At 46.1% G+C, this 20,511-nt stretch carries 17 protein-coding genes and 1 tRNA gene; 11 read left to right on the plus strand and 7 right to left on the minus strand.

Annotation, left to right across the window (positions count from 1 at the left end; genetic code table 11):
- The first annotated feature begins 20 nt into the window (after nucleotides 1-20).
- The 6 genes from clpP to J8N69_RS13150 all read left to right on the plus strand — a co-directional run bounded on the left by clpP (nucleotide 21) and on the right by J8N69_RS13150 (nucleotide 6,937).
- Nucleotides 21-653, plus strand: coding sequence for an ATP-dependent Clp endopeptidase proteolytic subunit ClpP (gene clpP, locus J8N69_RS13125; RefSeq protein WP_168823033.1), 633 nt, complete (start codon nucleotides 21-23; stop codon nucleotides 651-653).
- A 15-nt stretch (nucleotides 654-668) separates the two neighbouring features.
- Nucleotides 669-1,955 carry an ATP-dependent protease ATP-binding subunit ClpX gene (gene clpX, locus J8N69_RS13130; protein WP_168823035.1) on the plus strand — a complete coding sequence of 429 codons (1,287 nt, stop codon included), beginning with the start codon at nucleotides 669-671 and terminating at the stop codon, nucleotides 1,953-1,955.
- A 205-nt stretch (nucleotides 1,956-2,160) separates the two neighbouring features.
- On the plus strand, nucleotides 2,161-4,554 hold the full coding sequence (gene lon, locus J8N69_RS13135) for an endopeptidase La (protein WP_168823037.1): 2,394 nt from the start codon (nucleotides 2,161-2,163) through the stop codon (nucleotides 4,552-4,554).
- A gap of 111 nt (nucleotides 4,555-4,665) precedes the next feature.
- The gene (locus J8N69_RS13140) at nucleotides 4,666-4,953 is read left to right on the plus strand and encodes an HU family DNA-binding protein (RefSeq protein ID WP_211084884.1); all 288 of its coding nucleotides are present in this window, start codon (nucleotides 4,666-4,668) and stop codon (nucleotides 4,951-4,953) included.
- Nucleotides 4,954-4,960: 7 nt separating this feature from the next.
- Nucleotides 4,961-5,037: transfer RNA gene (locus tag J8N69_RS13145), tRNA-Asp, on the plus strand.
- Between the two features lie 76 nt (nucleotides 5,038-5,113).
- Nucleotides 5,114-6,937, plus strand: coding sequence for a SurA N-terminal domain-containing protein (locus J8N69_RS13150; protein WP_168823039.1), 1,824 nt, complete (start codon nucleotides 5,114-5,116; stop codon nucleotides 6,935-6,937).
- 125 nt (nucleotides 6,938-7,062) lie between these two features.
- Here the strand turns inward: J8N69_RS13150 and J8N69_RS13155 are convergent, their stop codons facing one another.
- The 7 genes from J8N69_RS13155 to J8N69_RS13185 form a co-directional block, all read right to left on the minus strand.
- A complete protein-coding gene (locus J8N69_RS13155) occupies nucleotides 7,063-7,977 on the minus strand; it encodes a Dyp-type peroxidase (protein WP_168823041.1) in 915 nt (304 codons plus the stop codon).
- Between the two features lie 22 nt (nucleotides 7,978-7,999).
- Entirely contained in the window at nucleotides 8,000-9,820 is a 1,821-nt protein-coding gene (locus J8N69_RS13160) for a BatD family protein (RefSeq protein WP_168823043.1), read from the minus strand.
- Entirely contained in the window at nucleotides 9,814-11,544 is a 1,731-nt protein-coding gene (locus J8N69_RS13165; protein WP_168823045.1) for a vWA domain-containing protein, read from the minus strand. Before J8N69_RS13165 ends, J8N69_RS13160 begins: the two co-directional genes overlap by 7 nt.
- On the minus strand, nucleotides 11,541-12,539 hold the full coding sequence (locus tag J8N69_RS13170; protein ID WP_168823047.1) for a vWA domain-containing protein: 999 nt from the start codon (nucleotides 12,537-12,539) through the stop codon (nucleotides 11,541-11,543). Before J8N69_RS13170 ends, J8N69_RS13165 begins: the two co-directional genes overlap by 4 nt.
- Nucleotides 12,532-13,035 (minus strand): DUF4381 domain-containing protein, encoded by a 504-nt coding sequence (locus J8N69_RS13175; RefSeq protein WP_168823049.1) that lies wholly within the window; start codon nucleotides 13,033-13,035, stop codon nucleotides 12,532-12,534. The genes J8N69_RS13170 and J8N69_RS13175 overlap by 8 nt, the downstream gene beginning before the upstream one ends.
- Nucleotides 13,035-13,973, minus strand: a complete 939-nt coding sequence (locus J8N69_RS13180) for a DUF58 domain-containing protein (protein ID WP_168823051.1) — start codon at nucleotides 13,971-13,973, stop codon at nucleotides 13,035-13,037. Before J8N69_RS13180 ends, J8N69_RS13175 begins: the two co-directional genes overlap by 1 nt.
- Before the next feature lie 63 nt (nucleotides 13,974-14,036).
- Entirely contained in the window at nucleotides 14,037-15,005 is a 969-nt protein-coding gene (locus J8N69_RS13185) for an AAA family ATPase (protein ID WP_168823053.1), read from the minus strand.
- Nucleotides 15,006-15,134: 129 nt separating this feature from the next.
- On the opposite strand from J8N69_RS13185, the gene J8N69_RS13190 reads away from it, so the two are divergent.
- The 5 genes from J8N69_RS13190 (at nucleotide 15,135) to J8N69_RS13210 (ending at nucleotide 20,114) form a co-directional block, all read left to right on the plus strand.
- The gene (locus J8N69_RS13190; protein WP_168823055.1) at nucleotides 15,135-15,356 is read left to right on the plus strand and encodes a DUF2835 domain-containing protein; all 222 of its coding nucleotides are present in this window, start codon (nucleotides 15,135-15,137) and stop codon (nucleotides 15,354-15,356) included.
- Nucleotides 15,357-15,394: 38 nt separating this feature from the next.
- Nucleotides 15,395-16,435, plus strand: coding sequence for a quinone-dependent dihydroorotate dehydrogenase (locus J8N69_RS13195; protein ID WP_168823057.1), 1,041 nt, complete (start codon nucleotides 15,395-15,397; stop codon nucleotides 16,433-16,435).
- Nucleotides 16,436-16,555: 120 nt separating this feature from the next.
- On the plus strand, nucleotides 16,556-18,724 hold the full coding sequence (gene rlmKL / locus J8N69_RS13200; RefSeq protein ID WP_168823059.1) for a bifunctional 23S rRNA (guanine(2069)-N(7))-methyltransferase RlmK/23S rRNA (guanine(2445)-N(2))-methyltransferase RlmL: 2,169 nt from the start codon (nucleotides 16,556-16,558) through the stop codon (nucleotides 18,722-18,724).
- A gap of 117 nt (nucleotides 18,725-18,841) precedes the next feature.
- A complete protein-coding gene (gene purU, locus J8N69_RS13205; RefSeq protein WP_168823061.1) occupies nucleotides 18,842-19,699 on the plus strand; it encodes a formyltetrahydrofolate deformylase in 858 nt (285 codons plus the stop codon).
- Between the two features lie 154 nt (nucleotides 19,700-19,853).
- A complete protein-coding gene (locus J8N69_RS13210; protein WP_168823063.1) occupies nucleotides 19,854-20,114 on the plus strand; it encodes a formyltetrahydrofolate deformylase in 261 nt (86 codons plus the stop codon).
- The last annotated feature ends 397 nt before the right edge of the window (nucleotides 20,115-20,511 follow it).

Genomic DNA, 20,511 nt, shown 5'->3' on the forward strand with positions numbered 1-20,511 from the left:
TTTGTTTTAAGGAATGCGATATGAATTTGATGAACCCAACTACCGGTCCTGTTGCTATTACTAGCAATGGCCTTGTTCCTATGGTGATTGAACAGACTGCTCGTGGAGAAAGGTCATTTGATATTTACTCGCGCTTACTTAAGGAGCGAGTGATTTTTTTGGTTGGTCAAGTTGAAGACCACATGGCCAATTTGGTTGTTGCTCAGTTGTTGTTTTTAGAATCAGAAAATCCAGATAAAGACATTCATTTGTATATAAACTCTCCTGGTGGCTCGGTGACGGCGGGTATGTCTATTTATGATACCATGCAGTTTATTAAGCCAGATGTGAGTACCATGTGTATTGGTCAGGCCGCTAGTATGGGAGCTTTGTTGTTGACCGCTGGTGCGACAGGCAAACGTTATTGCTTACCTAATTCTCGAGTGATGATTCATCAGCCATTAGGTGGTTATCAGGGGCAAGCGTCTGATATTGAAATACATACTCGTGAGATTTTGAGCATTAAGCATAAATTAAATGAAATTATCTCTTTTCATACTGGCAAGCCAATTGAGCAAGTTGCTATTGATACGGATCGTGACAACTTCATGAATCCGCAGACAGCAAAAGATTATGGCTTAATTGACGAAATTTTGCAGAAACGAAAAGTTTAATAAAGGGTGGAATAAATGTCGGATGATAAATTTAGCCGTGGCGACCACTCCGATCGGTTATTGTATTGCTCATTTTGTGGCAAGAGCCAGGATGAAGTGAAAAAGCTCATTGCAGGACCTTCGGTGTATATCTGTAATGAATGTGTGGACTTATGCAATAACATTATTACTCAAGAGTTGTCACAAATTAATGAAGAGGGTGAGTCGGTTGACGAGTTGCCTACGCCTTCTAAATTGAGCGCAGCACTTGATGATTATGTTATTGGTCAAGACAAGGCTAAACGAGTTTTGGCTGTCGCTGTGTATAATCACTACAAACGCTTACGCCATCAAGGTAAAACCGATACCAGTATTGAACTGGGCAAAAGTAATATTTTGCTGATTGGCCCGACGGGTAGTGGTAAGACGCTTTTGGCTCAAACATTGGCGCGTGTTCTGGATGTGCCTTTTACGATTGCTGACGCGACAACATTAACTGAAGCGGGTTATGTGGGTGAAGATGTTGAAAACATCATTCAAAAGCTCCTGCAAAACTGTGACTACGATGTTGAGAAAGCGCAACGTGGTATTGTTTATATCGATGAAATAGATAAGATTTCTAGAAAGTCGGATAACCCCTCTATTACTCGTGATGTTTCGGGTGAGGGCGTGCAGCAGGCATTGCTTAAATTGATCGAAGGCACGGTTGCTTCGGTTCCGCCACAAGGTGGTCGTAAGCATCCTCAGCAAGAATTCTTGCAAGTAGACACATCCAATATTCTGTTTATTTGTGGTGGTGCGTTTGCTGGATTGGAACGCGTCATTAGTGATCGTACCGAAAAAAGCAGCATCGGTTTTTCTGCCACAGTGAAAAGCAAAGAAGAAGGTCGATCTTTTTCTGAGGCGGTTCACCGGGTAGAAACAGAAGATTTGGTTAAATTTGGTTTGATTCCAGAATTTGTTGGTCGTTTGCCTGTTGTCGCAACGCTGTCAGAGTTGGATGAAGAAGCCTTGATGATCATTTTAAGTCAGCCGAAAAATGCCCTTGTGAAGCAATATCAGCACTTGTTCGAGCTTGAAGGGGTTGAACTGGAATTTACCCCAGAATCCTTGAAAGAAGCGGCTAAGCTGGCTTTAGAGCGTAAAACAGGAGCACGAGGCTTGCGCAGTATTTTGGAGTCTGCTTTATTGGATTGCATGTATGAACTGCCTACTCGTAATGACGTGGTTAAAGTCGTTATGGATGGTGCTTCTATTCGTGGCGATTCTAAACCGCTAATGGTATTGGAGAAAGAAGCGTTAGCGAAAGCAAAAAACGCTTAATCTTTTGAGTTGAGATATCAGTAAGGCCGAATTTTAGTTTTATTACTTTAATTCGGCCTTTTTTATGGTGTTTCGTTCTTAAACACTGTGTAGACTAAATTCAAAACGTGACAGCGCTTGTAATTTCGGGCTTTGCCCCTATCTCTTTCCTAATCAATGTTGAATATTAAAGTGCGCTTTTTATGCGCCCAGATTGGAAGAAAATATGACAGATTCTTTGCTCCTGCCAATGTTGCCACTTCGTGACGTTGTGGTCTATCCCCACATGGTGCTGCCTTTATTTGTCGGCCGCGCAAAATCTATAGCAGCATTAGAAGCTGCTATGGAAAGTGATAAGCATGTCTTTCTCGTTGCTCAGCAGGATGCCTCTAAAGACGATCCGAGTTTAGAGGATCTTTATTCTATCGGGACAACCGCTAAGGTGATGCAATTGCTGCGTTTACCTGATGGTACGGTAAAAGTCCTTGTCGAAGGGGGGAAGCGCGCCCGTCTTGAAAAAATGGAAGACGCGGATGGTTTTGTTCTGGGTAAGATTGTCGAACTTGACCTGCAAGAAGAAGATCAGACTGAACATGGCGTTATTCGTAATGCGCTAATTAAGCAGCTGGACGAATATGTGGCGGGTAGTAAACGCATACCTGCTGAAGTTGTGGCTTCATTAAAGTCTATTGATGACCTGTCAAAATTGATTGATAACATTACGGGTCACATGAGCTTAAAGCTCGAAGATAAGCAAAAGGTGTTAGAGATTGACCTGCTAACCGGGCGCGGTGAATACCTTATAGGCTTAATGGATGGTGAGCTGGATATTGCGCATCTGGAAAAAAACATTCGCAGTCGCGTTAAAAAACAAATGGAAAAAAGTCAGCGAGAGTATTATCTGAATGAGCAAATGAAGGCCATTCAGAAAGAGCTGGGTGATATGGAAGATGGCAGCAATGAGTTGGATTTGCTGCAGGAAAAAATTATTGAAGCGGGCATGTCGGAAGAAGCGAAAGAGAAAGCTGAAGCCGAGCTGAAAAAGCTTCGTATGATGTCGCCTATGTCTGCTGAGGCAAGCGTGGTACGCGGTTACATTGACTGGTTGACGTCTTTGCCATGGAAAAAACGCAGTAAAGTGCGTAATGATTTGGCTTACGCCGAGAAAATATTGAATCAAGACCATTATGGTCTTCAAGATGTTAAAGAGCGAATTTTAGAATTTCTTGCGGTGCAGCAGCGCGTGAAAAAAGTAAAAGGCCCTGTTTTGTGTTTGGTTGGGCCGCCGGGTGTGGGTAAAACCTCATTGGGTCAGTCCATCGCAAAAGCCGTCAATCGTCAGTATGTTCGTATGGCACTTGGTGGCGTGCGTGATGAAGCAGAAATTCGCGGCCATCGTCGTACTTACATTGGCTCAATGCCGGGTAAGTTGCTACAAAAACTGGCGAAAGTAAAAGTTAAGAATCCGCTCTTTTTGCTCGATGAAATTGATAAAATGGGCATGGATCAACGGGGTGATCCAGCGTCTGCGCTGTTAGAGGTGCTTGATCCAGAGCAAAACCATACGTTCAATGATCATTATCTTGAAGTGGATTTTGACTTGTCGGATGTGATGTTTATTTGTACGGCGAACAGCATGAATATCCCTGGTCCATTGCTTGATCGCATGGAGGTGATTCGTATTCCGGGTTACACCGAAGATGAAAAACTAAATATTGCGAAACGTTACCTGTTGCCTAAGCAAATTAAGCTGTCAGGCCTCAAAGAGAAAGAAATTCAGGTGGCCGATGAGGCGCTAATGGACGTCATTCGTTATTACACTAAGGAAGCGGGCGTTCGTGGTTTAGAGCGTGAGTTAAGTAAAATTTGTCGCCGGGTGGTTAAAAAGCAAGCGCTTAGTCAGGATAAAGAGACAAAAGCGGTTGAGGTTACCAGCGCTAATTTGGAAGATTTTTCCGGCGTGCATAAATTTAGTTATGGCAAAGCGGAAGAAAAAAATCAAATAGGACAGGTAACGGGATTGGCTTGGACATCCGTTGGCGGTGAATTACTGACGATTGAGGCGGCGGGTGTTCCCGGTAAAGGTCGACATGTAAAAACAGGATCGCTGGGGGATGTGATGCAAGAATCCATTCAAGCGGCCTTAACCGTGGTGAGAAGTCGCGCTGCGGGTCTTGGGATTGATGATGATTTTCACGAAAAAGTAGATTTGCACTTGCATGTTCCAGAAGGTGCAACACCCAAGGATGGGCCGAGTGCTGGCGTGGCTATGTGCACCGCTATTGTTTCTGTGCTCGCTAAGATCCCCGTAAAGGCCTCTGTGGCGATGACAGGCGAGATTACGTTGCGTGGAGAGGTGTTGCCTATAGGTGGCTTGAAAGAGAAGCTTCTGGCGGCTCACAGGGGGGGGATAAAAACCGTTATCATTCCTCAAGAAAACGCTCGTGATTTAAAAGAGATTCCTGATAATATCAAGGCTGACATTGAGGTTGTTCCCGTCAGATGGATTGATGAGGTATTGGATATTGCTTTAGAGTACATTCCTTCACCAAAAAAGGCAGAAAGCCTGCCTTCGAATGAAAAAACTGTTGATGAACAAGAAACTGTCAGTCATCATTAAGTCATACCCTGTGTTGACAGGGAGTAGGCTGGGCTTGTATAACTGCTGGCTCGGCCTTGTTGCTAGGTATTTATACTGAGCCGAAAAAATATTAAAGGAACCACGAAAATACTGAAGGGGTACAACGTGAACAAATCTGAATTGATTGATGCTATTGCAGCGTCTGCTGATTTATCTAAAGCTTCTGCTAGCAATGCTCTTGACGCTACTTTAAAAGCAATTGAAGCGGCTTTGGCAAAAGGAGACCAGGTTACACTAGTTGGTTTTGGTACTTTTGCAGTAAAAGAACGTGCGGCGCGTACAGGTCGTAATCCTCAAACAGGTGAGGAAATCCAAATTAAAGCAGCGAAGGTTCCTGGCTTTAAAGCCGGTAAAGGTTTAAAAGACGCTGTAAACTAATGTTTTTGGAGCAGTAGTTCAGTTGGTTAGAATACCTGCCTGTCACGCAGGGGGTCGCGGGTTCGAGTCCCGTCTGTTCCGCCATTAGACACAAAAGGTGTATTCCAAGCGGAATGCACCTTTTTTATTTGTTATTTAATTCACTCATTTGGAGGCAGTAATGCTCCAGGATATAAGAGATAAGTCACAAGGCATTGTGGTAAAGATCATTGTAGGTTTTATCGTTGTGACTTTTGCTCTATTTGGTGTAGATGCTTTAGTTCAGAGCTTTAGTGCTTCCGAAAAAGTCGCTGAAGTAGATGGGGTTGATATTACAAGGACTCAAATGCTGCAAGGCGCAGAGACCCAGCGCCGTCAATTGATTTCAATGATGGGAGGTCAGGTTAATCCCGCCCTGCTGGAAGACAATGTGTTACAACGCCGAGCGTTAGATGAACTGGTTCAGCGCGTGGTATTGGCAAACCAAGCCAGCGGTTTAGGCTTGGGTGTGTCAGATGCTCAAGTCGATGCGTACTTGTTGCAAGCTGAGCAATTTCAAACCAATGGACAGTTTGATCAAAATAAATATCTTAATTTCATTCGCTCGCTCGGCTTTACGCCGCTTGCTTTTAAAGAGCGCATTAAACAAGACGTTTTGATTCAGCAGCCGCGTAATGCGATTGCAGGTTCTGAATTTGTTTTGCCCTATCAGGTGGAAAGCATTTCGACGTTGCAGACGCAAAAAAGATCGTATGATTATGTTTCATTTTCATTGGCTGACGAGTCTGAAAACACCAGCGTGACGGATGAAGAGTTAAAGGCCTATTACGAAGCCAATAAGGCAAACTTTAAAACGCCAGAGCAAGTCAAAGTTAATTATGTGGCGATTTCAACGGCTGACTTTTATGACCGAGTAAGCGTCACCGATGCGGAATTACAAAATGCGTATCAAGCGTCCATTGCTTCGTTAGCGCAAGAGGAAAGGTCGGCGTCTCATATATTGATAGACACATCAGAACGCAGTGATGAGGAAGCGAAAGCCCGCTTAGATGAGGTACAAGGTAAGCTGGACTCTGGTGTCGATTTCGCGGACTTGGCCGCCGACTACTCAGATGATATCGGTTCTAAAAATGACGGTGGTCATTTGGGTTACGTTGAAAAAGGCACGATTGATCAGGCGTTTGATGATGCGTTATTTTCAATGCAAAAAGGCGAGGTTAAATCGGTTAAAAGCCAATTTGGCTACCATCTTATTAAGGTAGACGATATTAGCAAACCGGATGTGCCAAGCTTTGCCTCTCAAGCAGCGGAGCTTAAACAAGCGCTACTAGAAGACAAGGCAAGAGACGCGTTATTAACGGCTCATGAAGACATTACCGATTTGGCCTATGCCAGCGATAAACTGGATGCGATAGCAGAAGAGTACGGTGTTGATGTGCTTCAAAGTGCGTATTTTGGTCGTGATGGTGGCTCTGACGAGATCACTGGTAACCCGAGTGTCATTGCCGCTGCGTTTAATACTACGGTATTAGAAGATCGCCAAAACAGCGATTTAATTGAGTTAGATGATAATCAGGTTGTCGTCATTCACTTGAACGATTACAAAGCAGAAGCGTTTCAATCTTATGAAGAAACGAAAGAGCAAGTAACCTCTATTGTGGTGCAGAATAAAGCCGTGGAGTCTCTCAGAGCAAAAGCGGAAGCAGCGAAAGGTTCTGCAAGCACAGCATGGACTTCTATTAATGACGCTCAGCGTGGTCAAGATGAAATGACATCATTGGCTTTCTCTTTGCCTCACCCAGATGGTGAGCCTGTTGTTGAAATCAAAGGCTTGTCTGATGGGGATTTGGCGCTGATTCGCTTAAACACAGTGGATGTTGGTAGCGATATCGTTCCAGAAGATCAGAAGCTGGCTTATGAGCGTTACTTGAACCAAACTCAAGCAACGCTTAGCTCGCAAGGCCAAGAAGACTTTTTAAAGAATCACGCCAAAATAGAAAGATAAACCCTTATATGGCGTAATAAATCGAAAAAGCCACTCAAATTTGAGTGGCTTTTTTATTGCCTGCTGTTCTGTTCCGTACCTGAAAAAATACCGTACTTAAAAAATACGGTACCTGAAACAACAGATTAGAGAGACATCAACCATTGGTTTGATGGTGCGAAGAAGGCTTGACCTGTTGTTGCGCGAGTGTATTTCATCAGGTGATCGGTGTTGCCATGTTCGTCGCCCTTTATCATGCTTTCCAGCATTAGGTTGAAAATCACTGGCGTTTTGCTGTAGCTGGCAAACATCAGACCTTTTTCGCTTAACGAGGCGAAAGGCATGCTGTGACGCAGAATTTCCATAGATTGCCCATTCTCATCTTTTAGTGAGGTTCGCTTGGTATGGGCATGGACTGATTTTTCGGCGGCAGGGTATTCTTGGTTGCTGTGTTTGGTTCGCCCAAAAACATCTTCTTGGGTTTTTAGGTCTTCTTTTTGCCATTTTTCTAGATCATGAACAAAGCGCATTAGATTAAAGTAAGAGCCATTTTTGAAATCTGGGTCTTCATCTCCAACAAGGGCTACGGTTTTGCGCTTTTCACCTGCTGGGTTTTCTGTGCCATCCACAAACCCCGTTAAATCACGGTTATCTAGATATTTAAAGCAGCGGACTTCTTCTACCAGAGTAACGCTTTTGCCTAAGGCGGCAAACAGAGTGTGGGCTAATTGATAGCTGGCGTCATGGCGAGATGAGCGGATGTGTAATACCAGGTCTACATCGGTTGGTTTGATTTCCGTTTCTTTGCCAAGGATGTGGGGAAAGGGGGCGAGGTATTGAGGACGCTGTTTGTCCAGTTCATCCCATATCAGGCTGCTAAGACCTAATACGGCGTGCAGTTCAGCATCTGGGAACTGTTGTTGAAGTGCCTCAATCAGCTTAGGCGTCGCGGCTAGGGCGCTTCTAAGGGTGCTGATTTCAGATCTATTCACATTGAGTGTAATAAAAAGGGCGTCACTTGAGGCCTCGGCAACAATGCCAGATTGATATGTTGTTGTCATAATATTGTCGAATAATCGCTGTTTAAAAGTTTGGGTAAAGGGTTTTTAGCTGACTCGCCTGAGAAGGTTTGGCTTGTCCGCTGGTGTATTCTTCAAGTGCGTCAGCAAGCGGTTCGCCTTGCCATTCATGGGCAGGATTGCTTGAGTACAGCATCAATTCGGCTTCCATAAGTAGCTGGGTGACGTGTACGGATGTTAGGCGTTTTATGTCATCAACACTGCGAATTTCGTCGTCGCCCCAGCGATGCCGAGCCCACTCTAATAGACTTGGTCTTAACGAGGGGAGATGATTTTGCTGGCAGCACTCTATTAATGCGCGATAGGCGCTTGCTTCATCCAACGTGCTAAGTGGGGCAAACTCTTGCAGCGTGGGGACGGCTTGATGGCTGTCGTTAAGTTCGGCTTTCTTGCGCTTAAAGTGCAGTGCCGCCCAAGTGCCTATCATGGCGAAGGCAAGTAAGAGTAATCCGCTGATCAGGTAATGGCGCCAAGCGAAGGTTTGCTCCGTTTGCAACGTTTCATCACTAAGAGCATTGGGCGCGGTGGTTTTTTCCACCGATGGTTTGGCGAGAGAAATCGGTGCCACAGATTTGGCTTGTGCTGGTAAGGGGCTGCTGGCGGCTTGCTTGTTGGTTGTTTCGTTTTGGCTTTGCTTTGAGCTGCTGGGTAACGGCGCAATTTCAATGCTCTGAGTCGTGGCGCTGGCCGTGCTTATGGCTCTTTTTTCTGTGTCCCAATAAGTAATATTGATATCTGGTAACGACAGGCTGCCTTCCTCGGTCGGCACCACTTCAACACTAATGCTTTGATGGCCTGTTACGCCTGCGGCGGTTTTTTGATTATCGAATGTGGGGGGCTTTGGGTAAAGTTTGTATTGGCGTGTGCTATTAAAATCCAAGGCTGGAATTTGTTCTGGTAAAGCGCCTTTGGCCTGGATATCAATGGTCCAGATAAGCGTGTCGCCTACTCTTGGCGCGTCATCTGTTTTCGTCAGTGTGGTTGACAGAGTAACGGCTTGACTGGGCAACCAGGTGTCCCCTGTGTAGCTGGCGGGAATAGGCAGTACCTGAAGGCTGAGGGGTTCACTTTGAACCTTTATCATTCTTCTCCCCGTCGAGGTATTGATCATCGCCTGTATGCTTTGTGGCGGTATGGTCAATAGGCCGCTGCGCTGGGGAAAGGCCAGATAATCTCGTGTGATGACCTGATATTGGGTGCCATTGATTGTTTGGTAATTCATTTGGTCGTCAATCAGTCTTTCAATCACAAGATCAGGATGCGAAGGCACGGAGCGATTCGCATTTTGCAGGGCAACTGACGTAAACAGTTGCACGCTTAAAATAACTTCTTGTTGTAAGTAAGGCTCAATTTCGGAGACGTCAGTTTTGATTATGACAGGGGGATTGCCATTGCTGTCCAACAGTTGCGGAGAGCTTTTAACGGTCAGTCTAATCGGTTGAGATTCATGATCACCGATTTTAATCGGGGGGATTTCTACCGTGCCAACGGATTTTGGCATTAAAGAAATCACCCAAAAATTCAACGCCGTACTGGTGCCCAAGTTAAAGCTAAATTGACTGTTTTGGCTCTTGCCTAAGATTTCAAAATCGCGCTCTAGCGGCGTTAAGTCTGGGCCGTTGCCCGTGTCAGAAAAATCAGCGCGCAAGGTAAGTTGCACCACATCATTTTCGGTAACGACATTTTTATTAAGTGTAGCGGTAACGCTGGCGGCGTGAAGAGAGCCGCTCAGCATGATAAAAAACAACATCGTCATTAGTGAGGCAAACAAGCGGCTATGCTTATTGGGCGATATTAATGAAAGTGAGTATTGCTTTATTACCATGGGTTTTGCCCATCCTCTTGTGTGAATCGATGTTCATTGCGTTGTTCTTGGTGCAAATACCAAAGCTTGCGCTGTAGCAACAATCCTGGATCATCTTGGATTTGTCTCAGCCATTGGTTTAGTGCCTGTGTTTTTTCTTTGTCTAACTGTGTGTTTTCAGGTTGTTGCTGTTTTTGCTCATCTGAGTTTTCATCTTGCTTATTATCCTCAGGTGTTTTGTCCTTGTCTTGTTTTTCGTTCTTTTTATTGTCTTTTTTTGGTTCGGACGGCTCTTTTGAGTCGTTTTTGTCATTTGAATCCGATGACTTGTCTTGTTGGTCCTGATTCTGTTTTTGCTCTTGTTGCTTGGATTTCTGCTGATCTTTTTGTTGCTGTTCTTGTTGCTGCTGTTTCAAGTAATCGAGATTGTCTTTGGCGGTTTTTAACGATGGGTCTTGCTCTAATGCTTTTTCATAGGCCTGTATGGCGTTTTCGATGTCGCCCGACAGCGCCAAGGCATTACCCAGATTATAGTTTTCGGCCGCATTGCGGTTGATTTTTTCTAGGGCTTGAGCGCTGGCCGGGTAATTTTCTAGAGCGTAAGACGACGCGGCTTTCCAGTCGGGGCGTTGGAAATATTGATCAGCGGCTTGCCAATCGCCTTGATCAACCGCTTGCTGGCCTTTTTGATCCTGGGTTAAAAACCAATCCAGTGGCGCGGCGTATGACTTTTCAGACGGCAACGAAAACAGGCCAATAAGCAGCATGAAAAGCATGCCTCTGCGAAACTGCAAGGCGAGCCAAAGTAGAAAAGGCACGGCAAGCCACTGGCCTTGTTCTCTCCAGTGTATGCTTTTGTTTTGTGCTTTTTGAGTTTGCCGATTGTCTAGTTTTGTATTGGTGATTTGGGCGAGCGCTTGAGTGTTTAGGCGTCCCTGATGAAAAGTACCGCCAAGCGAGACGGTCAAGGCTTCTAAGTCATTGAGTGGGGTTGTTGGGGTGATGTTATGGCCATTTTTTCTTAGGATTTGGCCATCAGGCAATTGGATTAATGAGGGCGTAGCTGTCCCCACTGCAATCAAATCTAGCGAGATATTTTTGCCTTTTAAGCGTGCTGGAATCTCAGTCTTATCTTGTTCGTTAAGATCATCGGTTAACACGATAAGATGCAGTGGCATGGCGTTATCTTGGCTGAGCGACAGCGCAGTTTCTATGCCACTGGTCAGGTTGCTGCCGTACATTGGCATGATGATGGGATCGAGTGCCAGTAAAAAATGGGTGATGGTTTCTCTGTCTTGGCTAAAAGGGCTGATAACAAAGCCTTCGCCCGCAAATGCAACCAAGGCAATATCGCCTTCTTTACTTTGCTCTAGTATATCCCGAATGGTTTGTTTCAACTGAGTTTGGCGATTAGGTTTGATGTCCGTTGCATACATGGACAGGGACTGATCGACCACGATGACGGTTTTTTGGGTATTTTCAAACATGATGCTGGGGGCTTTTGTCCAACTGATGCCAGCCAAACCAATCCAGCATAAAGATACCGCCACAAGACCGAGCCATTTATTAAGGTGGCTCGTGGTATTTTGATAAAGCAAATGGGGCAGCAAGTGCGGATCGACAAGTGGATTGAGCTTGTTTTTGCTAGCGCGATTGGCGGTGACAAAAAAAGCCAATACCCAAGTGAGAGGGATCAAAATAAGCCAGTAAGGGCGTTCAAAATGAATCAAGTCGAAAAGCATCATGCCTGACCTCTTTTTCTGAAACTAAGTTGTCGACTGGCAACTAGTGATAGGGCGAGAAAAACCATCGAGCCAAGGCCTAGCCAATGGAACAAACTGGTCAAGGGGCGTTGCCAAATATCTTCGTCAGGCGTCGGTTCTAGTGCGTCAAGGGTTTGATAGATGGCCTGTAAGTCTTCTGTGCTCTTGGCGCGAAAATACTCTCCGCCCGTTTGTGCGGCGATATTTTTGAGCAAGTTTTCATCCAAATCGCTGGAGGGATTAATGGCTTTTGGCCCAAAGAAACTTTGCACTATCATGCTGTCTGCGCCAATGCCAACAGTGTGGACTTTTACATTTTGTGAGGCAGCAAACACGGCCGCTTGCTGGGGTTGGACTCGACCTGCCGTGTTCGCGCCGTCGGTCATTAAAATGAGCACTTTTTTGTCAGACGGTTTGTCTTCGAGCCTTTTTATACCGAGTCCAATCGCATCGCCGATGGCGGTTTGTTCGCCCGCAAAACCAATTTGCGCTTCTTGTACCAGCTGATTGATGGTCTTGGTATCAAAACTTAACGGCGCTTGAAGGTAGGCTTTGGAACCAAAAACAATGATGCCAATGCGGTCGCCACGACGTTCCTGAATAAAGTCAGATAACACAGACTTAGCCGCTTCTAATCGGTTTGCCGGCTGATCATTGAGCACCATGTCACTGACCTGCATACTGCCCGATAAATCCAGCGCAATGAGTAAGTCTCTACCAGAAGGCGTTACTTTTGTTGGCTCGCCAAACCAAACGGGTTGGCTCATGGCGAAGATCAGCAGAACCCAAGCGGCCAATAAACAAGCGTAAGGCAGTGTTGGACGCTTAGGCATTGCTTGATGGTCTTGATGATGAAGTAATTGCGCGCTATTGCCCCACCAAATGCCGTCGCCCTTGGGCTTGGCTTTGGGCAGAAAATACATTATCAAGGGCAAAGGTAAAAGAACAAGGAACCAAGGCCAAGAAAGTTCAAGCATGGTGTTTCCTTATCCAGTAACAGGTTGTTTTGATCATGGCGGTACGCTGTTCTTTTGTTAGCTCAATCTGATGGCGATAGGGGCCATCAATAAATTCGCTGCCAAGAGACGAAAATTGGCGTTTAGCCGGCAGGGCTTTATCCAATGTTTCAAACAGGGTTTTGCTGGGTAGGGCGGCGGTTGTTGTTTTTCCTGCGCTTAGAATGCAGCGCCGAACCATCTCATGACACAGCAAAATACACTCTTTATCAGTCAGTTCGCTGGTTGTTTGGGTGATGCCTGATAAGGCTTCCCGTCGGTAAGCGCGCTTCTTATAGCGTCGATGCCATACAATTAGTAACGCCATTATCAATAAAACAATGGCGGCGACAATCAGCCAAGTCCACCAAACTGGCGGCCACATAGCAACAGATTGTGGCAGCAAGTAAGCCTTGTGTGGCAAGTCTATCATTTGTTGAGAAGCTGGTATGTGTTGAGGAGCGAGGGCGGCTGACATCAGTGTAAGGCTCCCTGTGATAATAGATAACGCGCAATTTTTTCTGGCGCTTCAGTAATATCAAAAATTTGGTGACGAATGCCAAAAGAAGCCAGTTTTTCCTTCATTCGGCTATTTTCTGCGAAGAAATCGAGTTTGGCTTGTTGCATGCTGTTCTTACTAATAGACACGGATTTAACCCCCTGATTGTTGGTCATCTGGCTGTCAACTATCTGGCTGTCAACTATCTGATATTGACCTGCGGGTAGGTTAAAAAGGTTGCTGTCGATGATTTGTATCCAGTGTACCGAGTTGTGCTGGGCGAGTCGTATGAGTGCGCTTTCTTCGCTGTCGCTCCAGTTCTGTTTGTCGGTCAGTATAATCACGTCTTTATTGTGGGCTTTATTGGTCAGCAGGCTGTTAGACCAAATGCTTGTATTGCTAGCGCTGGCCCTATGTGCGATCTGCGATGCGTCTTTGAGTTGGCTTAGCAAAGCCGATAAATTTGCCGATTTATTACTGGCGTGTTCTTGGTTGCCATAGGTGACACGATACGACAAGGTGTCGCCTTGCTGTTTAGAACGCCATGCAATAATCCCCGCTAGTTGAATAAAGCGTGTGGAAATAAACGTGTGACGAGTACCAAAATACGCGCTGCTAGAAAGGTCTAACAGCAAAAGCCGCTGGTGGTCATTTTCTTGGGCATACAGTCGAGTATGCGTTTGGCCGGTTCGCGCCGTCACGCGCCAATCAATGTGACGTAAATCATCACTGGCTTGGTAAGCGCGCAGTTCAAGCATTTCCATGCCGTGGCCTTTTTGCCGAGAACGACGCTCTCCTGAATGGGGGGCAAAGCGAATGGCTTTGGGAGCTCTTCCCAGATGCTTGGCGTAATGGGCCAACAGAGCCAGATGGGCGTCATCCAGCTCAGGCGATTCGGGTGATAATAATGGGCTCATGGTTACAGCATGCCTTGTATTAAATGCCTTGTGTTGCGATTGCTTGCGTTACAATTGCTTGCATTAAAGTGCCGGAACGTGGCTAATTAATCGCTTCAATAGATCATCAACCGATAATCCGGCCGCTTGTGCTTCAAACGTGGTAATAATGCGATGACGCAACACTGGCAAGGCAATCTGACGCACATCGTCTGGTGTGACAAAGTCTCTACCATTTATCAATGCATTGGCGCGAGCACAACGATCAAGCGCCAGTGTCCCCCGTGGGCTAGCACCAAATTCAATTAAATTCGTGCCTTTGCCAGCGTCACCTAAATAAAGTTCTGGCTGGCGGGTCGCCATCACCAGCTGCACTATGTACTGCTCGACACTCTCCGACATGTACAAGGATAAGGCTTTGTGCTGCAGTTCAAGAATCTCATGGGGTGTGCAAATTGGCTGAGGCGTGCTGGCTGAGGTTTTGTGCAAGTCTTGCTGACGAACTAATCTCAGAACATCTAATTCACTGGCCGCGCTTGGATAACCAAGGTTGATCTTCATCATAAAGCGATCAAGCTGGGCTTCAGGCAAAGGGTAAGTGCCTTCTTGCTCGATGGGGTTTTGCGTCGCAATAACAAAAAACAGTGCAGACAGCGCGTAGCTGTGATTGCCCACCGTAACTTGTCTTTCGCCCATGGCTTCGAGCAACGCAGACTGCACCTTGGCGGGCGCCCGGTTGATCTCGTCAGCTAAGACGATGTCATTCATAATCGGGCCCGGAATAAAACTAAACTGCCCCGTTTCTTGCTGATAAATATCCGATCCCGTGACGTCACCGGGCAGTAAATCTGGCGTGAATTGAATACGTTGAAAACGGCTGTCGATGGCACTGGCCAAGGCTTTCGCCGCAGTGGTTTTGGCAATCCCCGGCGGTCCTTCTAAAAGCACATGACCATTAGCGATTAAAGCGACGAGTAATTCGTGGGTTAAATCTGGCTGGCCAACAACGGCGTGATTTAGATGATCTTTTAATTGCTCAATTACAGTTACCATCGAACCTAGGTTCCTTATACTTCTGTCAAAAAAAGTGTCAACGCAATATAATAGTCTTCATCTTATCGGATTCAAATCTTTACGCACAGAGCGATCTTCGTAAGAGTAACGTAAGCACAGGACGAAAAAATGGCGAAAATTGTATTGAATGTGGCCTTGTCTGCGTTTAAATATGAAGCTATGTATACGGGGGCGGCAAAAAACCTCGTCGCGAGTAGTTTAGATGGGCGTAAAGTTCAGTTGCCTTTGTCGGCTTTTCAGCGTTTCGTGACTCACCAAGGCATTTACGGTTTTTTTGAAGTAGAATTTGATGATATGAATAAATTGATTGCTGTCACGAGAATTAGATAGCACATTTACCTGACTTTAACCGCCTAGGGGCCCTAACAATGTACCAACTTGCTCGCTCGTTACTTTTTAAATTAGACGCTGAAGTGTCCCATGAGTTGTCATTGGATCTTCTTGCGGCAAGCAGTCGGTTGGGGGTCAATAAGTTGCTAGGTGGGTTACCAGCCACCAAACCGGTCGATGTGATGGGCTTACGTTTTCCTAATGCCGTTGGTTTGGCCGCGGGTTTGGATAAAAATGCCGATGCTTTTGAGGCGTTGGGCGCGCTAGGTTTTGGTTTTGTTGAAGTCGGAACCGTGACACCAAAAGGGCAAGCAGGCAACCCTAAGCCGCGTTTGTTCCGTTTGCCTGAACATGAAGCCATCATCAATCGCATGGGTTTTAATAACAAAGGCGTCGATCATCTGGTTTCACGGATTAAAGCTCACCGCTATCCAGGCGTGCTGGGGGTTAATATTGGTAAGAATTTAACCACCTCGGTAGAAGACGCGGCAGCGGATTACTTGGCTTGTTTAGACGCCGTTATTCCTTACGCCGATTACATTACCGCCAATATCAGCTCGCCAAATACACCGGGCCTTCGTAGCCTGCAGTTTGGGGAAAGCTTGGCGCAATTGATTGCGCCCTTGGTTGTGGCGCGTGATCGTTATGAAGCGGAACATGGCAAGCGTGTGCCATTGGCGGTGAAAATAGCCCCAGATATGACAGACGACGAAATCAAAATGGTCGCCGATACCTTAGTGGAGCAGGGCGTTGATGGTATTATTGCCACCAATACCACCTTGTCTCGTGATGCTGTTTTAGGGCATCAGTATGAACACGAAGCGGGTGGTTTAAGTGGCGCGCCAGTTCGTGACGCCTCGACTCATGTGGTAAAAGTATTGGCGGAACATTTGAAAGACACGCTGCCGATTATTGGTGTGGGTGGTATTTCAAGTGGTGCTGATGCGGTAGAAAAACTGCAAGCCGGTGCGCGTTTAGTGCAGATTTATTCTGGCTTTATTTACCATGGCCCAGAACTGATAAAAGAAGCCATTACCAGCACAGACGCCTATTATCGAGAGCGTGATCTTGGTATTTAATCTTATCGAATTGAAAACAGTGCGCTGGTTTAAAGTGTACTCATAAGAAAGCGGAATGTAGGTTCCGCTTTCTTTTTACGTTTCGCAACATTCATTGAAATTTAAAAAAAGTATTTAAAAATGAGCACGATATTACAGACAACCGATTCAACCAGTCAGGTTTACGCATTAGAAATAACCTGTCCTCTTGGATTAGAAAATGTCTTAGAAAAAGAATTACATGGCGAAGGCCTGACACAAACACGATTGGGTGAGGCGCAGGTTAAGCTGACCACAAACCTAGAAGGCGTGTACAAAGCCTGTCTTTGGTCTCGCGTTGCGACCCGCGTTATGTTGCCGATTGCCAATTTTAAAATGGAATCTGCCGACGATTTATACGATGGCGTAAAAGCGATTCAGTGGTCAGATCACATGAAAGCCACCAACACCATGGCGATTGATTGTCACGGCACTAATCATCATATTCGCAATACGCAATTTGGTGCAGTACGCGCTAAAGACGCCATTGCCGATTATTTTGTCGCCTTGTCGGGTGAACGTCCTAACGTTGAAAAAGAGCAGCCAGAAGTTCGCATTGCCTTGCGCATTAAACGCGAAGTCGTGACGGTGAGTATCGACTTGTCTGGCGAAAGTATGCACCGCCGTGGTTACCGTCAACAAGGCGGCATGGCGCCGCTGAAAGAGAACTTAGCCGCTGGCCTTTTGTTACGCGCTGGTTGGGGAACGGATTGCGGCTTGACGCAGTTGATCGACCCTATGTGTGGTTCGGGGACGTTTCTGGTAGAAGCAGCGATGATGTCGTTGGACATGGCGCCAGGTTTGCGTCGTCAATATTGGGGATTCAAAGGCTGGAAACAGCACGATCACCGTATGTGGCAACAATTAATGGATTTTGCCAAGAATCGTAAAAAAGACCCTGCCACATTGGGGATTCGTTTCCAAGGTACGGATCGAGAGCAAAAAGCCATTGCGTCGGCACGAGAAAACATCAAGCGCGCAGGGCTAACCGATGTGATTGATGTCAGCATGTCGTCATTCCAAGAGCACGAATTTGATATTAACGCCGAGGCTCCGGGCTTGGTTATCACCAACCCTCCTTACGGTGAGCGTATCGGTGATGAAATGGCCTTGATTGCCTTGTATCGTCAACTAGGCGAGTGGGTGGTCAATCATGTACGTGGTTGGCAATTCATGATGCTCACCAGCAACGACCATTTGGCGCGTCAAATTCCGGTACGACCCGAGAAAAGCACGCGTGTGATTAATGGCGGCATTGAATGTCGCGCTTACCAGTTTCCATTGTTGGCGGGCAGCATAAAAGAAGACGTGGTCGCACAATCAGTGATGACACCGGGCGCACAAATGTTCGCCAATCGTCTGCAAAAAAATGCCAAAAAACTGAAAAAATGGGTCGAGAAGAACAAGATCCAGTGCTACCGCGTTTATGATGCAGACATGCCAGAATATTCGGTGGCCATCGACATATACCAAGATTGGGCACACGTTCAAGAGTATCAGGCACCCAAAAGTGTCGATCCAGAAAAAGCCAAACAACGCTTGTTTGAAGTCATGTCTGCGATTCCAACAGCATTGAACATCGCGGAATCCAAAGTCATTTTAAAACAGCGTCAAAGACAATCGGGTAAAGAGCAATACGAAAAGCTGGATCAGTCTAAACACGAAATGATCGTCGAAGAATACGGTTGTGAATTCATCGTTAACCTGAAAGATTATCTGGACACAGGATTGTTCCTTGATCACAGACCCGTGCGCAAACTGATCCAAGACAAAGCCAATGGTAAGCGTTTTTTGAACCTGTTTTGTTACACCGCGACCGCATCGGTTCACGCCGGGCAGGGCGGCGCACACAGCTCCTTGAGTGTCGACATGTCGAACACCTACACCGAATGGGCGCGTCGTAATATCGAGCTGAATGAATTCTCTGATCGTTACCATCAGGTAGAACGCGCAGACTGTATCGAATGGCTAAAACAAAGCCGCGACACCTTTGATTTGATCTTTATGGATCCGCCAACCTTTTCCAACTCAAAAAAAATGGCCGACATATTAGACATTCAGCGTGACCATGGTGAACTTGTGCGTTTGGCCATGGCGAGATTGGCAAAAGGCGGTGAGTTAATCTTCTCCAACAACTACCGTCGCTTTGTGTTAGATGAAGCGCTAGAGCAAGAGTTTGACGTGCAAAACATCACCCGTGACACGCTCGACCCTGACTTTGATCGCAACGATAAGATTCACCAATGCTATGTCATTAAACACAAATCATAAGTGACTAAGCATACGTGAGTAAATTCGGTATAATTCGCAGACATTTTAAAGGCTAGACGCGTTGTCTAGCCTTGTTTTTTTAGGTTTTATAAGTTTAAAGGTTTATAAGTTTTTAGTATGAAAAAAACATTTCGACTTGTGATTAGTTGCCCCGACAGAGTGGGCATTGTAGCGGCGGTGAGTCAGTTTTTGAACGAACGTCAAGGTTCGATTCTGGAAGCCAGCCATCACACAGATTTAGAGCAAAAATGGTTCTTCATGCGCCACGATATTGACGCAGAAAGCTTGTCGATTGACGTAGAAACCTTCCGCCAAGAATTCGCGCCGATTGCAGAAGAATTCAACATGCGCTGGTACGTGAAAGACAGTGAAGACCGTCCTAAAGTCGTCTTACTAGCGACCAAAGAATCCCATTGCCTAAATGACATCATGCACCGCTGGCACACCGGTGAACTGAACTGCGAAATCGTTGGCGTTATCGCGAACCACGAAGACCTACGTTCTATGGTCGAATGGTACAAAATTCCGTACTTCTGCATTCCCGTGCCGAAAGAAAACAAAATGCCCGCCTTCCAAGAAATTGAAGCCTGCATCGATGCGTCTGGCGCTGATACCATTGTATTAGCCCGTTACATGCAAATCTTCCCTGAATACCTGTGCGAGAAATACCGTCATAAGGTCATCAACATCCACCACAGCTTCTTGCCGTCTTTCATTGGTGCTAAACCTTATCACCAAGCCGCAGTGCGTGGTGTGAAATTGATTGGCGCGACCTGTCACTACGTCACCGCCGATTTAGATGCAGGCCCTATTATCGAACAAGACGTGATTCGTGTTCGCCACAGCCATGCTGCAGAAGACATGGTTCGCCTAGGCAAAGACATCGAGAAACTCGTCTTGTCTCGCGGACTGCGCTACCACCTAGAAGACCGCGTGTTAGTACACGGCAACAAAACCGTGGTGTTTGCTGAATAACGCCAGCACGACAAGGTTTATGCAAAGGGAAGGCCACGGTCTTCCCTTTTTTATTCGACATCTTAGAGCGGTAAAATTTTTGTTCTTGGAAAAAGTGTCTATAGTCTATAGTTAATAGAACAATCAAATTAAGAGACGGCTAGTGAGGTGACGAATGAAACTCAAATTAACGCCAACTCAAAACTTATGTGTTGGCTACCTAGAATCTGGTTTTAAGTTGATCCAATTGGGCGAACAATTCTACTTTATCAAAGGCGAACGCCGCCAAAAGGTATTACCCAAAACCCTAGACGCACTCGTCAACCGAGGCGCACTGGCGCATACCGAACAAGGCGACTACATGCTAAGCGACGCATTTGTAGCGCACCGCAAACGCATGCGCGAAATGAACGACCCAAAACAAACGCGACATTAAAAAGCCGAAAAGCTCATTATTCCCTCCCCTTATGTCTTCCAAGGGGAGGGCTAGGGTGGGGTTATTTGTTGTTATCACCTTTCCGCACTACCAAATTGTAGGCCTGCATAAGGGAGGCACGACCGCAATCAGGCGTTAATCATTGGCGTCCACATCATGCCTCTTCGAAGCGCTACATGACTTTCCGCGACCCTCAATTGTCATTATTCCCCCCCCTTATGTCTTCCAAGGGGAGGGCTAGGGTGGGGTAACAAACCACCTTTGAAGCCTGTAATAACAAGGGATTCTAGTTTCTTTGTGTTGTATATTAACTTAAAGTCTACGCCTTGATATCGGCTTTGCTGATACGCTTTTAAATGTCGAGAAGTCAATAAAAGAGGGTCAGCAGTCGACTGCT

The organism is Marinomonas profundi, assembly GCF_020694005.1.
Lineage (GTDB): Bacteria > Pseudomonadota > Gammaproteobacteria > Pseudomonadales > Marinomonadaceae > Marinomonas > Marinomonas profundi.